The 13,355-nt window shown below is 67.7% G+C and carries 15 protein-coding genes; 8 read left to right on the plus strand and 7 right to left on the minus strand.

Annotated features, from left to right (window positions below):
- The first annotated feature begins 46 nt into the window (after positions 1-46).
- Positions 47-910 (plus strand): GNAT family N-acetyltransferase, encoded by an 864-nt coding sequence (locus ACFXNW_RS12480; protein ID WP_379417744.1) that lies wholly within the window; start codon positions 47-49, stop codon positions 908-910.
- Positions 911-973: 63 nt separating this feature from the next.
- On the plus strand, positions 974-2,761 hold the full coding sequence (locus ACFXNW_RS12485; RefSeq protein ID WP_379417745.1) for a penicillin-binding transpeptidase domain-containing protein: 1,788 nt from the start codon (positions 974-976) through the stop codon (positions 2,759-2,761).
- Here the strand turns inward: ACFXNW_RS12485 and ACFXNW_RS12490 are convergent.
- Both ACFXNW_RS12490 and ACFXNW_RS12495 read right to left on the minus strand, forming a co-directional pair.
- On the minus strand, positions 2,721-3,026 hold the full coding sequence (locus ACFXNW_RS12490) for a hypothetical protein (protein ID WP_379417746.1): 306 nt from the start codon (positions 3,024-3,026) through the stop codon (positions 2,721-2,723). The genes ACFXNW_RS12485 and ACFXNW_RS12490 overlap by 41 nt on opposite strands.
- 233 nt (positions 3,027-3,259) lie before the next feature.
- A complete protein-coding gene (locus ACFXNW_RS12495; protein WP_379417747.1) occupies positions 3,260-3,757 on the minus strand; it encodes a peroxynitrite isomerase in 498 nt (165 codons plus the stop codon).
- Positions 3,758-3,871: 114 nt separating this feature from the next.
- Between ACFXNW_RS12495 and ACFXNW_RS12500 the strand changes: the two genes are divergently transcribed.
- Positions 3,872-5,209, plus strand: coding sequence for a TIGR03118 family protein (locus tag ACFXNW_RS12500; protein ID WP_379417748.1), 1,338 nt, complete (start codon positions 3,872-3,874; stop codon positions 5,207-5,209).
- Between the two features lie 23 nt (positions 5,210-5,232).
- On the opposite strand, the gene ACFXNW_RS12505 is transcribed toward ACFXNW_RS12500, so the two are convergent.
- Complete coding sequence (locus tag ACFXNW_RS12505; protein ID WP_379417749.1) at positions 5,233-5,586, minus strand: winged helix-turn-helix transcriptional regulator; 354 nt, start codon at positions 5,584-5,586, stop codon at positions 5,233-5,235.
- A 66-nt stretch (positions 5,587-5,652) separates the two neighbouring features.
- Between ACFXNW_RS12505 and ACFXNW_RS12510 the strand changes: the two genes are divergently transcribed.
- Positions 5,653-6,444: an SDR family oxidoreductase gene (locus ACFXNW_RS12510; RefSeq protein WP_379417750.1), complete on the plus strand. Its 792-nt coding sequence runs from the start codon at positions 5,653-5,655 to the stop codon at positions 6,442-6,444.
- A 191-nt stretch (positions 6,445-6,635) separates the two neighbouring features.
- Positions 6,636-7,061 carry a DUF4254 domain-containing protein gene (locus ACFXNW_RS12515; protein WP_379417751.1) on the plus strand — a complete coding sequence of 142 codons (426 nt, stop codon included), beginning with the start codon at positions 6,636-6,638 and terminating at the stop codon, positions 7,059-7,061.
- 16 nt (positions 7,062-7,077) lie between these two features.
- On the opposite strand, the gene ACFXNW_RS12520 is transcribed toward ACFXNW_RS12515, so the two are convergent.
- A complete protein-coding gene (locus ACFXNW_RS12520; protein ID WP_379417752.1) occupies positions 7,078-7,575 on the minus strand; it encodes a hypothetical protein in 498 nt (165 codons plus the stop codon).
- A gap of 293 nt (positions 7,576-7,868) precedes the next feature.
- Here ACFXNW_RS12520 and ACFXNW_RS12525 point away from each other — a divergent pair, with 293 nt between their 5' ends.
- Together ACFXNW_RS12525 and ACFXNW_RS12530 are read left to right on the plus strand one after the other, a co-directional pair.
- Entirely contained in the window at positions 7,869-8,684 is an 816-nt protein-coding gene (locus ACFXNW_RS12525) for an ABC transporter permease (RefSeq protein ID WP_379417753.1), read from the plus strand.
- Entirely contained in the window at positions 8,681-9,514 is an 834-nt protein-coding gene (locus tag ACFXNW_RS12530) for an ABC transporter permease (RefSeq protein ID WP_379417754.1), read from the plus strand. Before ACFXNW_RS12525 ends, ACFXNW_RS12530 begins: the two co-directional genes overlap by 4 nt.
- Here the strand turns inward: ACFXNW_RS12530 and ACFXNW_RS12535 are convergent.
- The 3 genes from ACFXNW_RS12535 to ACFXNW_RS12545 form a co-directional block, all read right to left on the minus strand.
- Positions 9,511-10,371 carry a helix-turn-helix transcriptional regulator gene (locus ACFXNW_RS12535; protein WP_379417755.1) on the minus strand — a complete coding sequence of 287 codons (861 nt, stop codon included), beginning with the start codon at positions 10,369-10,371 and terminating at the stop codon, positions 9,511-9,513. The two genes, ACFXNW_RS12530 and ACFXNW_RS12535, sit on opposite strands and share 4 nt — an antisense overlap.
- A gap of 142 nt (positions 10,372-10,513) precedes the next feature.
- Entirely contained in the window at positions 10,514-11,188 is a 675-nt protein-coding gene (locus ACFXNW_RS12540; RefSeq protein ID WP_379417756.1) for an FMN reductase, read from the minus strand.
- Between the two features lie 4 nt (positions 11,189-11,192).
- Entirely contained in the window at positions 11,193-12,332 is a 1,140-nt protein-coding gene (locus ACFXNW_RS12545) for an LLM class flavin-dependent oxidoreductase (RefSeq protein ID WP_379417757.1), read from the minus strand.
- Positions 12,333-12,531: 199 nt separating this feature from the next.
- Between ACFXNW_RS12545 and ACFXNW_RS12550 the strand changes: the two genes are divergently transcribed.
- Positions 12,532-13,152 carry a TIGR03085 family metal-binding protein gene (locus tag ACFXNW_RS12550; RefSeq protein WP_379417758.1) on the plus strand — a complete coding sequence of 207 codons (621 nt, stop codon included), beginning with the start codon at positions 12,532-12,534 and terminating at the stop codon, positions 13,150-13,152.
- The last annotated feature ends 203 nt before the right edge of the window (positions 13,153-13,355 follow it).

The raw sequence follows: 13,355 nt of genomic DNA on the forward strand, positions 1-13,355 counted from the left end.
GGGATACCCGGGGCGCGCCGCCCCGGTTCATGGCAGGCTGTGAGACGTGCGGAGTCTGCTGGAGCCGACGCGACGTGCGAAGAACCTCCCCGCGCGTCAGCTCGCCAAGCGGGACCTGGCGCAGGTCCTGCGAGTGCTGGATGCCGATCCGGTGGCCTGCTGTATGGTCGCGGCCCGGTTACAGGAATTCGGCATCGATACCAGCGGCGGGCAAGGTGAGCTGTGGAGCCGTGGTGGGCCGGCCGAGTCGCTGTGCTTCTCCGGGGTGAATCTGGTCCCACTGCTCGGTGATCAGGGCTCGCTGCGCGCCTTCGCCGACCGCGCCATCCGCTGGCCACGCATCTGCTCATCGGTCGTCGGCCGTCAGGAGCTGGCGATGCCGCTGTGGGAGATGCTGGCCGAGCAGTGGGGGCCCCCGCGCGAACTGCGCGCCGACCAACCGTTGCTCGCCCTGGACGAGCCCGCCGCGGCTGCGCCCGATCCGCAGGTGCGCCGGGTGCGGGTCGACGAGATCGACCGCTACCTCCAGGCCGCGATCGCGATGTTCATCGAAGAGGTCGGTGTCGACCCTCGTGCGGGCGACGGTGGTCGCGGCTACCGCAGGCGGGTCACCGGCCTGATCGAATCCGGGCGCGCGTGGGCCAGATTCGAGGACGGCCGCGTGGTGTACAAGGCCGAAGTGGGGTCGCTCTCGCGCCGCACCGGCCAGATCCAGGGCGTATGGGTGCATCCCGACCGGCGCGGCAACGGCGTCGGCACCGCGGGCACCGCAGCGGTGGCCAATGCGGTGGTGGCCTCCGGGCGCACGGCCAGCCTCTACGTCAACGACTACAACGAGATCGCGCGTAAGGCCTATCGCCGCGTCGGTTTCCGGCAGATCGCCACCTTCACTACGGTGCTGCTGGACTGACGGCCGCCGAACTCCGGTGCGCCACAGGTGTTTGCCCGCCGATGGCCGGTTACCATCGGTCCGATGTCGATTCGCCTGTTCCTCGTGCTGTCGGTCGCCGCGCTCGCGGTCGCCGCAACGGGCTGTGCGGCGGGCCCGCAGGGGCCGATCACCGCCGCCGACGCCTTCGTCAGCGCTTTCGCCGGACATGATGTGGAATCCGCGTCCGAGCACACCAGTCAACCCGAACGGGCAAGGCCGGCACTGACTTCGGCATGGACGGGGTTGCAGGCCGAACAGTTGACCGCGCATACCGGCGCCGCCCGCGTCACCGGTGACACCGCGACTGTCGACTACACCTACGAATGGGTGCTGCCGAAGAACCGGGTGTGGACCTATTCAGGAAAACTGCAGATGGCCCGCACCGACGGACGCTGGATGGTGCGCTGGACCTCGTCGAACATCCATCCAGAACTCGGCGACACCCAGGAGATGGCGCTGCGTTCGGAACCGGCACCGCGCGCCAGAGTCAACGAACAGTCCGGCAGCGACGTGCTGATCCCCGGCAAGGTCTCGAGGGTGAGCTTCCGCGCCGCCGACGCATCCGACCCGGGCTCGGTGGCCGGTGCGCTCTCGGCCGCGCTGATCCGGTTCGACAAGGATCTGACCGCATCGGCGATTCTCGACGCGGCCCGCCGTGCGCAGGGCGCCTACACCGTCGCCAAGCTGAGCGAGTTCGAATTCGACCAGGTCAGCATTGATCTCATCGGCCTGCCCGGGGTGACGCTGACCCAGGAGTGGGATCTGGTGCCCACCGAGCGCGGCTTCGCACCCGATCTGATGACGCAGGTCAGGCAGACGGTGATCGACGAGGTCGACGGCAAGGCGGGCTGGAGTGTGGTTCTGGAGAACGCCAACGGCGTCGAGACCGGAGTACTGACCGAGGTGGCCGCGCAGCCCGCGCCGTCGTTCTCGCTCAGCGTCGACCGCAATGTGCAGAACGCCGCCCAGTACGCGGTGTCGCTGCGCAAGGAGCAGACCATGATGGTGGTGATCGAGCCGTCGACCGGCGCGATCGTCGCGGTCGCGCAGAACGAGGCCGCCGATCGCGACGGCCCGGTCGCGACCATCGGCCAGTATCCGCCTGGTTCGATTTTCAAGACCGTCACCGCGGCGGCGGCGATGACCGAGGGCCTCGCTACCCCCGACACCGTGCTGCCGTGCCCGAGCCAGACCGTGATCGGTGAGCGAACCATCCCCAACTACGACCACTTCACCGTGGGCAGCGTGCCGATGGCGACCGCCTATGAACGCTCGTGCAACACCACGTTCGCGAAGCTGGCCAGCGGGCTGTCGGCGGACGCGCTGCACGATATGGCGGCCGCGTTCGGGATCGGGCCGGTCTACACGGTGGCCGGGCTGCCGACGGCGTCGGGTTCGGTGCCATCCGCCGACGATGAGGTCCAGCGTGCCGAGGACGGAATCGGACAGGGCCGCGTCGTGGTCAGCCCGTTCGCGATGGCGCTGGTCGCCGCCACGGTCGCGCACGGCTCCGTGCCGGTGCCCTATCTGATCGCGGGGCGCGAGACCACCGTGGACGGTGACCGGCCCGCCGTCGACCCGGCCGTGATCGACGGCCTGCGGATGATGATGCGCAAGGTGGTCACCGGCGGCACCGCAGGCCGGATCGCCGACCAGGGCGAGGTGCACGGCAAGACCGGTGAGGCCGAGGTCGACGGCGGCTCACACTCATGGTTCATCGGCTATCGCGGTGATCTCGCATTCGCGACGCTGCTGGTGAAGGGCGGAAGCTCCGATCACGCCGTCGCCGTCACCCGGGATATGTTCGCGGCGCTGCCGCCGGGCTACTGAGAGGTCGGTCCGCTGCCGACAACGCCGAACGCAGCTGTACGGCAGCGGTGAGGTAGGTGGCGGAGAAGAGCTGGGCCGCGGGGCCTGCGAAGACTGTCGCGTTCGGATAACTCTCGGGGGATTCACGCACCGGTTCGGTCTCGCGGATGACGGCCGGATGAACGGCGCCACCAGAAGCCGCGGTGTCGGTGCCGATGATTTCGACGACGCCGGCGCCGCTCAAAATCATTCCGGCGGTGATGAGGACAAGGGTAGAACGCTTCATAGCCGGCTCCCTCGAATCAGGGTGTGCGGGAAGAGCTCGTGCTGCAGCCTCGTTGCGGCAAGTGAATTCGCCAGAGAATGACTGGATGTTTGCTGTTGAGGCCAACCTAAGCGCTAACTACGGGCCGAGACAAGAAGAATGTGGCCGACCGTATATCCGACCGGAAATCGTGACCCTAGCCACGACCGATTCGTGACCCTCCCGTTATCCGAGCGAGGAGGGTGCCGAGCAGGTCAGGCGCGCCGCAGCGTTGCTGCCAGATGGTGTTGCAGTGGCTCGCCAACGGCCGCCATCCGCAACGTGTAGTCGATGACGTCGCCGGATTGCCGAATCGAGCGGCCGAGTGCGGTCACCGATTTCGCGGTGCTGCTGAGCCCGATATTCGTCGACTCGAATTCGAAACGAATTTCGCCGTCGGAGACGATGAGCCCGCCCTCGCATATTTCGGTGATCCCCGTCGGATGCGCCAGGATCAGTTCGACACGATCCGGTCGCGGGCACCGCAGATACCCGGTTTCGGCATGTAGCGGGCGGTTGTCGTCGGCGGCGCGGGTGCGTTGCCGGTAGGTGAGGAATGGCCGGCCGATATGGCCGAAATGGATTTCCTCCAGGTAGTCGAACGACGCGATCGTCGGGTACTCGCCGTGTCCGGTACCGCGCCAGGTGCCGAGCAAAGGGGCCAGCGGGGCGATATCGGGATGGGGCGCGACGGGCGGCTGGGGTTCGACCACGGCGGCCAGCTTAAACCCATGGCGGAGGCGATGTTTCCCGGCTCCCTTGTTTCTTACACGCTAAGGTGAGCCACGCCTGATGGGTGAGGGGCTGTGTTGTCGGAAGGGACAAGAATGCTGTACGGACACCGGGCCGATTCCGGTAACTGGCGCTCACGCGCGCGCAAGAATCTGCTGCGCGTTTCGGCACTCGGTGCCGCGCTCGTGGTCGCCGCCGCCTGCTCGGATGCCGATTCCGGGACCGATGACTTCGCGCTGGACGACAACCGTTATGTACTCACCGCCCTTGCCGCGGGCGACGCCGACGCGCATGCCGCGGTCACGGTGTCCGAGCTGGTGAACGCGTGGGGGTTCGCCGACCGGGCGGGCGGCCACTTCCTGGTCGGTGCGGGCGGCAAGGCCTTCGGTTTCCTCGGTGACGTCCGTTCGGCGGCGAAGCCCGAACTGCGCACCCTGTCCCAGGACGGTTTCGCGGCGATGACAGTGCCCGGCGCCGATTCCGATACCTCGGACAAGAGTGCGGGCACCGTGACCGGCGTCGTGGCGAACCCGGCGCCGCCGAATTCGGACCTGTTCGTCGTGCGTGATCAGCCGGTTCCGTTCGAAGGCGTACCCCCACTGCTGCTGACCGGATCGGCCCGCAACATCATCGCCACCGATTCCGGCAGGATCTCCGCGTGGACCGATGTGGCGCCCGACGGTGCCGTCATCCGTCATGACGGTCCGGCGAACCTGGTGTTCGACGGTTCGGCGCAGAAAATGGCGTTCTTCGGTATCGCGCTGGCGCCCTCGGGTGACACACTGCTGGCCGCCGATTTCGGCGCCGAACCGCAGGTGCGCACCTTCGACAAGAACTGGCAGCCGGTGGCGACCTCCGGATTCGCCAACCCGTTCGCCACCGGCGAGGCGGTCGACGCCGATAAGCCGGAACTCGGCCGCAAGGCGGTGCCGGGCGATGCGGCGCCGTTCAACATCAGCACCGTCGGTGACCGGGTCTTCGTCTCCTACGCGGTGACCACGCCCGATTCCGATGACCCCGAAGAGTTCGCGGTCGGTGAACGCCAGGTGGCCGAGGGCGCCGACGCGGACAAGCCTGCCAAGGGCAAGGTCGCCGAGTTCGCCGCCGACGGCACCCTGGTCCGCATCCTCGATGACGGTGGCAGGCTCAACGCGCCGTGGGCGGTGACCGTCACGCCGTCTACCTTCGGTCCGCTCAGTGGCAAGCTGCTGATCGGCAATACCGGTGGCGCGGGCCGCATCCTCGCCTACGACGACACCACCGGTGAGTTCGTCGACTATGTGCGCGACACCGCGGGCGCCCCGCTGTCGGTGCCGGGTCTGCGTGGGCTGGAATTCGGCAACGGTGCTTCCCTCGGTGACTCCGACGCGCTGTATCTGACGGCGGCGCCGACGCCGAAGACGGCGCACTTCTCCAGCATTCGCCTCAAGTGATCCGGTGAACTCGCCGGGCGGCGCTATGGTTCGCCCGGCGAGTCGGTCGCCGTTGGTGTCCAGTGCTGCGACCAGGTCCACAGCGGTTCGAGCGCCTCGCCGAGATCGGTGCCCGCCGGGGTGAGTTCGTAGGTCTTATCGGCGTTCTTGGTGACCAGGCCCGCGGTCTGCAGGTGCTGTAAGCGCGTCGACAACATGCTCGACGAGCAGTTGCCCATGCGTCGGCGCAGCTCCAGGAAGCCGAGCCTGCCCGGTTCCAGTTCCCAGATCACGCGCAGCACCCAGCGCTGTCCGAGTAGATCCATGGCCGCCAGCATCGGCGCGTGGGCCGGATCGTGCTGTCCGCGCGACGGCGTCGCCTCACTTGCGCTTCTCATTTAGAACCACCATAGTGATTCTAAATCAGAAGCATTGTGCCGGGTATGGACGGGAAGGCGTGCCGGATGGGCGAATCCGAGGCGAAGGCGGCATCGGAAGCGAAGGGAGCGCAGCGCACGGTCGTGATCACGGGCGCCTCGCGCGGCATCGGCGCCGAAACGGCGCGGGTGCTCGCGGCAGGCGGCGACCATGTCGTCATCAACTACCGCGAGAAGCGCAAACGCGCCGAGACGCTGGCGACCGAGATCATCGCGACCGGCGGCGCCGCGTCCATCGCGGGCGCCGATATCTGCGACGAAGCCTCGACGCAGACCCTGATCGACGCGGTGATCGAGCGGCACGGGCAGCTGGACGTGCTGGTGCTCAACGCGTCGGGCGGGCTCGAACGCGGCGCCGCACCGGATTACGCGATGACGATCAACCGCGACGCGCAGGTGCGGTTGGTGTGGCTGGCCTTGCCGCATATGCCCGCCGGCTCCCGCATCGTCTTCGTCACCAGCCATCAGGCGCACTTTCACGGACGCAAGCCGGTGCCTGCCGACTACGAGCCCATCGCGGCTAGCAAACGCGCCGGCGAGGACGCCTTGCGCGCGATGATCCCGGAACTGGCCGAGCGCGATATCCGGGTGCTCATCGTGTCCGGCGACATGATCGACGGCACCATCATCGTGCGGCTGCTGGAACGGCGGGACCCGGATGCGGTCTCGGCGCGCCGTGATCACGCCGAGCTGCCGACGATCGGTGAATTCGCCGCCGCGGTGGCGGCTGCCGCTTCGAGTACCGCGGAGTCCGGCACCACCACCTACGTCGGCGGACCGGACTATCTCGCCGGTTCGGCCTCGCGCGTTTCGGCCTGAATCCGCTGCCGAAAACAGGCGATTCGGGCAGCTCGCCGATCGGTGACACCGAGAGTTGCGGAAAACGGTGACGGCTGCCGGGAAGTGGTGGACGCTATCGGGGTGAACGGTGCACCGAGTCCGAGGCGGCGGCGACAGTCGGAGCCTCGGTCCCTAGTGCGCCGGGGACGCGCGAGGGCGAGGTGGTACCGGTGATTCCGAGCAAGGAGCTGGTGCTCGCCGCGTGCCGCGGTCTGCCGCACGCCGATCACCCGATGCTGGACGCCGCCGGTGAGCTGACCCAGCTGCACGAGCTGCGCGAGCGCACCCCGGTCAGCGCCCTGGCGAAGGTGGATCGGCGGCGTGGGCAGCTGGTCCGCGCGATCGACCGCTGGGTGACGCTTGCGACGCCGATACCGCACGGAACGGCGCGGATGCACACCGAAACGGTCGGCAATATCGTCGACCGGATGGCGCAGCTGACCGTGCACGCCTTCGTGGCATCGGCGCATGCGCCGGACACGGTCTACTACGACGCCTGGGTGCGGTTACACGAAGTCGCCGACACCTATCAGGACCTCATCGTGGAATTGCGGGTCGGCAACCGCAGACTGCCCGACGCCGCAGGGGAGTGGTGAGCGGGCGCGGCAGGCCTCAGCGACCGCGACCGAACAGGCGGAACGAGCGTTGTTTGCGGCGCGGCAGGGTCGCGTAGACCATGGTCATCTCCGCGAAGACGCCGGCGTCGCGTTCGCGTTCGTCGCCGAAATCGTCGCGGCCGAGCACATGAGCGACCGATCCGGGCGACATCGACGACAGCACCGAGGCCAATGTGGGGGACAGTTCCGCCGCGGGTGCGTCGAGATCGCCGTGTCCGAGCAGCATATGGCCGACGGCGTGCAACACGATGTGCTCGGTGTTGCGGCCGGACGCCGCCGCGTCGTAGACGATGATGTCGTCGTATTTGCGCGCGATCCACAACCCGTTACCGCCGCAACCGATATCGGCCAGCACCGACCGGTGCACGGGCTGCAGCGACAGCGGCCTGCTCCGGTAGGCGGCCACCTGAGCGAGGTAGGCGTTCAGGTCCCACGGGTGCGGGAGCGGTACCGTCCGCGCCGCCTCACCCAACCGGGCTTCCATGCTGTTCATCGACGGATACGTTACCGATCCGAACTTGTCTCGTCACCTTCGTGAACGGGCTGGCGAAACATCCGGCATATCGAGCGCCTTCGTGGTCGAAACCGCTGGGCAGAGGTCGATTTCGTGCTGACGGCAGTTGGCTCCGGAGCTCGTTGCTCGCCCCGCGATGCCCCGCGGTCGGCCACTTGGTGTGGGCTTTCACACGCACCGCCGAGTAGCGCCCCACGCCGTGACCGCGATGTGGTGGTCTCGCGCCGCCGATCGGAGGACGATGAGCAGGTGTCGAGTTCAGGTCCGAGGTGGTGAGCGCGCCGGTCGGTCGCCGGGTCGCGGTGCACGCGGGCATCGCACGGCAGTGGTGGGTGCTCACTTGCCGGCTGGTCCGGCCGTCCTGGCGTAATGGCGAACTGCTGACCGCCGTGCTGGCCCCGACGGTGTTCACGCTGGGTTTCTACGTTCCGCTGAACATGGTGATGAGCTTCTACGGTCACGGGCTCAGTAGTTACGCGCAGTTCCTGATGCCGATGATCGTGATGCAGTCGGTGGCGTTCTGTGCGGGCTCGGCCGCCCTGCGGGCCGCCACCGACGCCCGCGACGGCTTGGACACGCGGTTCGGTTCGATGCCGATCGCCGCGACCGCGCCGCTGGCCGCACGCATGTCCGCGGCGCTGTTCCGCACCGCGGTGTCGCTGGCCGCGGCGGTGGTGTGCGGCACGGTGATCGGATTCCGGTTCTACGGCAGCTGGTGGCACACCGCGGGGTTTCTCGCGTTGTCGTTGCTGATCGCGGCCGCGTTCGCGCTGGGCGCGGACTGGTTGGGCCGGTTGACGCGCAATCCCGAGGCGACCACCCAGTTCCTGGTGCTGCCGCAACTGATCCTCGGCATGGTGTCGACCGGGTTCGCCCCGGCCGACCAATTCCCGTCCTGGATCCAGGGTTTCGCGACCTATCAGCCGATCTCCCGGTTCATCGACGCCCTGCGCGCGCTCGCAGGCGACTCGACCGGCAACGCGGGTGCGGTGGACTGGCCGATCATGGGTCCGGCGCTCGCCTGGGTATTCGGGCTGATGCTGGTGTTCGGCAGCCTGGCCGTGGCGGAATCGGTGCGCAGGCGATGACCACCGCGACACCCGAACCCGAACGAGTGCATGAGCTGCCCGCGGTCACCGGCACGACCGAGACCCTGCGCCGGGTGGTGCCGCAAACCCTCATCCAAGCCAAACGACTCTTGCTGCGCTGGTGGCGCGACCCGCTGACGCTCATGCAGTCGTTGCTGTTCCCGGCCCTGCTGCTGGTGATGCTGCAGACCGTCCTCGGCAAGCAGATCACCGCGTTCTCCGGTGCCAGCGCGCTCTACGGTTCGGTGCCGATGGTGGCGCTGGTCGGGGTGATGTCGGGTTCGCTGGCCGGTGCGATCACCCTCGGCCGGGAACGCGACGCCGGTCTGCTTGCGCGGTTCTGGGTACTTCCGGTGCATCGCGCCTCCGGGTTGGCGGCGCGGATCGTTGCCGAGGGTGTGCGCATCCTGACCTGCACGGTGGTGCTTTTCGCAGTGGGTGTGGTGCTCGGTTTCCGGTTCGAACAGGGAATCGCTGCGGCGGTGGCGCTGCTGATGGTGCCGTTGTTGTTCGGGCTGGCATTCGCGACCGCGGTGACCACGGTCGCGGTGTTCGGGGCGAGAGCAGCCGTGGTCGAGGCGATTTCATTGGGTTCGTCGATGATGATGTTCTTCAGCACCGGTTTCGTGCCCTTGGCCGCGTATCCGGGGTGGGCGCGCCCGATCGTCGAGCATCAGCCGATGAGCCATGCCATCAACGCCATGCGCGGGCTGTCGCTCGGCGGGCCGGTTCGTGAGCCGCTGCTGGCGACGCTGGCCTGGTCGGTGGGCACGATCGTGGTGTTCGCGATCCCGGCGGCCATCGGCTACCGCCGCGCCAGCAGGCGTTAGCTCAAGTTGCTCGCGGCCTCGGAAATGAGTGCGGCGGAATCGCGCGGGCTCAGCGCCATGGCGCGCAGCTGGTCGAATATGACGCCGAATCGCCGGATCTCGTTATGTCCCTCGATCAGCGCGTCGCCGGAGATGCTCTCCACGTACACCAGTTCCGGGTCGGCGGGATCATGGAAGTCCAGCAGGGTGAACGCGCCTGCCATCCCCGGATGGGCGCCCGCGTCGAACGGCAGGATCTGCAGGATCACATTCTTTTTCAGCACTTCTTCCAGCAGTCGATGCAGCTGTCCGCGCATGATCTCCGGTCCGCCGACGACGCGCCGGATCGCGGCCTCGTCCAGCACCACCCACAGTTCCAGCGGTTCGTCCTTGGTCAGCACCGCCGCGCGGTCCATCCGGGCGCGCGCCCTGCGCTCCATGATCGCGGCGTCGACCTTCGGCATCGACGTATCGATCACCGCCAGCGCGTACTGCTCGGTTTGCAGCAGACCGGGCACATACGAGGTCTGGTAGTGCCGCGCCGACAGCGCCACGGACTCGAAATTGATATACGCCGCATAGACTTCGGTGAGACTGGCCTCGTACGGCCGTGACATTCCCGGCTTCTGCGCGTCGGTCAGCAATTCCAGCGCGTCCTCGCGCCGCTGATCGTCGATGCCGTACAGGTCCAGCATCGTCAGCAGGGTGCGCCGCTGCGGCCGTGCCTGCGCGCGTTCGATCCGGTACAGCGTGGTGACGTTGATACCGGTCTTGGCGCTGACCTCCTCCTTGGTCAGATTCGCCTGCTCGCGCATCTCCGACAGCAGCACCGACAGCCGCCGCAACCCCGCGGTGAGGATCGTGCGCTTGCCCGCCATGGCAACCCCTTCGCTTCGCGTATTGCCTCGAATCTACGACGTCCGAGGCAGTTCTACGAGCGTATGGGTAGATGCGGGCTCTCGGTCGCCGCTACGCGAGGCGTCCACCGACGGTGTGGAACCGACGGTGGACGCCTATGCGTTATGCGCGGGAATGCCCGTTCCCGGTGTGTCCGGTATGGCCTGCCAGTAGCTGGGCGAAGGGTGTCGGTGTCGCGAGCGAGTTGCCGGAGTGACGCTGCCTGCGTGGTTCGTCCGGCACGAAGCCCGCGACCGCGGTCTGTTCGGCGACGATCAACGTCGCGAACTCCGCGGCGGCCCGGTGCACCCGCTCGCCGAGCCCCGGCGAACCGAAATCTTCGGTGGCGGCGAAGATTCCGGTGGGCACGACGACGGCCCGCAGATAAGTGAACAGCGGTCGCATGGCGTGCTCGAGCACGAGCGAATGCCGTGGCGTGCCCGCGGTGGCGGCGATCAGCACCGGCATCCCGTTGAGCGATTCCGGATCGAGGACGTCGATGAACATTTTGAACAGGCCGCTGTAGCTCGCGGCGAATACCGGCGTCACGGCGATGACCCCATCGGCGGCCGACACCTGCTCCCGAACCGCGGCGACCGCCGGTGTCGGCAGTCCGCCGGTGATGACGGTCGTCGCCAATTCGGTGGCCAGATCACGAAGTTCGACCACCTCGAATTCGACGGCTTCGCCGCGCGCGGTCACCGCCGCCGATACGGCATCGGCCAGCTGATCGGCCAGCAGCCTGCTCGACGACGGCTGCGACAGCCCCGCGGTGAGCACCACAACTCGACGTGTCATCGCCTCACTCCTCATTCGCTGCGGCGAGCACACGCTCACGGGCAGGTTCGACCAGGCGGTGCGGCGCCTGCGGCCCGGCCGCGACCAGGCTCGCGTGCGTGGGCGGATCGCTGGGCACATGCGCCGGACGTCGAGTCTCGAACTCCTTGCGCAGCGTCGGAACCACCTCGCGGCCCAGGATCTCGATCTGTTCGAGCACCACCTCGAGCGGAAGCCCGGCATGGTCGAGCAGGAACAGCTGACGCTGGTAATCACCCACATTGTCGGCGAACCCGAGCGTCCGCTCGATCACCTGCTCCGGCGTGCCCACGGTCAACGGGGTCAACTCGGTGAACTCCTCCATCGACGGCCCGTGCCCGTAGACGGGCGCGTTGTCGAAGTAAGGGCGGAAGAACTTCTTGGCCGCGGCCTCGGTCTCGGCCATGAACACCTGCCCGCCGAGCCCGACGATCGCCTGGTCGGCGGCGCCGTGGCCGTAATGCTCGAAGCGCTGCCGGTACAGCGCCACCATCTGGGCGGTGTGCTCCTTGTTCCAGAAGATGTTGTTGTGGAAGAAACCGTCACCGTAGTAGGCGGCCTGCTCGGCGATCTCCGGCGAACGGATCGAACCGTGCCAGACGAACGGAGGGGTCTGATCCAGTGGCGCGGGCGTCGAGGTGAAGCCCTGCAGCGGCGAACGGAACTTGCCCTGCCAATCGACCTTGGGTTCACGCCACAGCCTGCGCAACAGGTGATAGTTCTCCACGGCCAGCGGGATGCCGTCGCGGATGTCCTTGCCGAACCACGGGTACACCGGGCCGGTGTTGCCGCGGCCGAGCATCAGATCCACCCTGCCGTCGGCCAGGTGCTGCAGCATCGCGAAGTCCTCGGCGATCTTCACCGGATCATTGGTGGTGATCAGGGTCGTCGCGGTGGACAGCCGCAGATTCTGGGTGCGGGCGGCCACATAGCCGAGCATCGTCGTCGGCGATGACGGCACGAACGGCGGATTGTGATGCTCACCGGTGGCGAAGACATCCAGCCCGACCTCCTCGGCCCGCAGCGCGATCGCGACCATGGCCTTGATCCGCTCCGCTTCGCTCGGGGCGCGGCCGGTCGTTGGATCGACGGTGACGTCCCCGACGGTGAAGATTCCGAACTGCACGATGCCCTCCTCCTCTCGTCCACCCATATGGTGGACATGGCAACCAAAGGAACGCGGGGGCGTGCGGAGCTATTCCCGCAGGGTGGCGGACCGGGCCGCCGCATCGGCTGTGTGGTGGTGGTTTGCGGGGTCTGCGCCGGTGCGCCGGAGCGGTCGGTGACCGTCAGGGCGGCTGCTCGGCCGGTGTTAGGGTCGATAGATGAGCATGGCTCGACGCGAACGGCTGGCACTGGCCGACGCGATGATCGCAGCGGGGCCCGACGCGTCGACGTTGTGCGGGGAATGGACCGTCCGAGATCTGGCCGCGCATCTGGTGGTTCGGGAGCGGCGCCCCGACGCGGCGCCCGGCATCCTGATCAAACGGTTCGCCGGGTATCTCGATCGGGTGCAGGCCGACGCCGCACAACGCCCGTTTCCGGAACTGATCGACGAAGTGCGCAGCGGACCGCCCTGGTGGTCGCCGCTGCGTCCGGTCGATGCGGTGGTGAATCTGTCCGAGATGTTCATCCACCACGAGGACGTTCGCCGTGCCGCGGAGGAATGGGAGCCCCGTGAGCTGCCCGCGGCCGACCAGGACCAGCTCTGGAAGCTGGTGACCCGCACCGCGCGCATGTCCTACCGCAACTGTCCCGTGGCGGTCGTTCTCGAGGCCCCGGGCGGACGCCGTGTCAGCGCCGGCGCCGATACCGACGAAGTGGTGCTTCGCGGTGAACCCGCCGAACTGCTCCTGCACGCCTTCGGCCGCGACAACGTCCGCATCGAGGCCTCAGGCGAAACCCTGGCCATCGAAGCCGCCCTGACCTGTGATCGAAGTGTGTGAAGCACTGACGATGTGCCAGTAGGCCCCGTAGCACCGCGTGGCTCGAGTAGCCGGTCGGCGCGAACCCCGCGCAGGCCGGTCGCTGTCGGCTCGGGCGGTGAGGTGAGGTGGCGATTGCCTTCCCAGTCGTGGAAAACATGCCATGTCAAGGCGTCGATAAGGTCCGAACAAAACACGCTCGGGTGAGGCCGCGCGGCGCGAAA

It is taken from the genome of Nocardia sp. NPDC059180 (genome assembly GCF_042754945.1).
Taxonomy (GTDB): Bacteria; Actinomycetota; Actinomycetes; order Mycobacteriales; family Mycobacteriaceae; genus Nocardia.

Bases quoted from the DNA above. Each gene is read 5' to 3' on its own strand.
- ACFXNW_RS12505 (WP_379417749.1), bottom strand. From the start codon at position 5,586: ATGAGAAGCGCAAGTGAGGCGACGCCGTCGCGCGGACAGCACGATCCG.
- ACFXNW_RS12540 (WP_379417756.1), bottom strand. From the start codon at position 11,188: ATGACACGTCGAGTTGTGGTGCTCACCGCGGGGCTGTCGCAGCCGTCG.
- ACFXNW_RS12550 (WP_379417758.1), top strand. From the start codon at position 12,532: ATGAGCATGGCTCGACGCGAACGGCTGGCACTGGCCGACGCGATGATC.
- ACFXNW_RS12485 (WP_379417745.1), top strand. From the start codon at position 974: ATGTCGATTCGCCTGTTCCTCGTGCTGTCGGTCGCCGCGCTCGCGGTC.
- ACFXNW_RS12535 (WP_379417755.1), bottom strand. From the start codon at position 10,371: ATGGCGGGCAAGCGCACGATCCTCACCGCGGGGTTGCGGCGGCTGTCG.
- ACFXNW_RS12520 (WP_379417752.1), bottom strand. From the start codon at position 7,575: ATGAACAGCATGGAAGCCCGGTTGGGTGAGGCGGCGCGGACGGTACCG.
- ACFXNW_RS12490 (WP_379417746.1), bottom strand. From the start codon at position 3,026: ATGAAGCGTTCTACCCTTGTCCTCATCACCGCCGGAATGATTTTGAGC.
- ACFXNW_RS12500 (WP_379417748.1), top strand. From the start codon at position 3,872: ATGCTGTACGGACACCGGGCCGATTCCGGTAACTGGCGCTCACGCGCG.
- ACFXNW_RS12530 (WP_379417754.1), top strand. From the start codon at position 8,681: ATGACCACCGCGACACCCGAACCCGAACGAGTGCATGAGCTGCCCGCG.
- ACFXNW_RS12510 (WP_379417750.1), top strand. From the start codon at position 5,653: ATGGGCGAATCCGAGGCGAAGGCGGCATCGGAAGCGAAGGGAGCGCAG.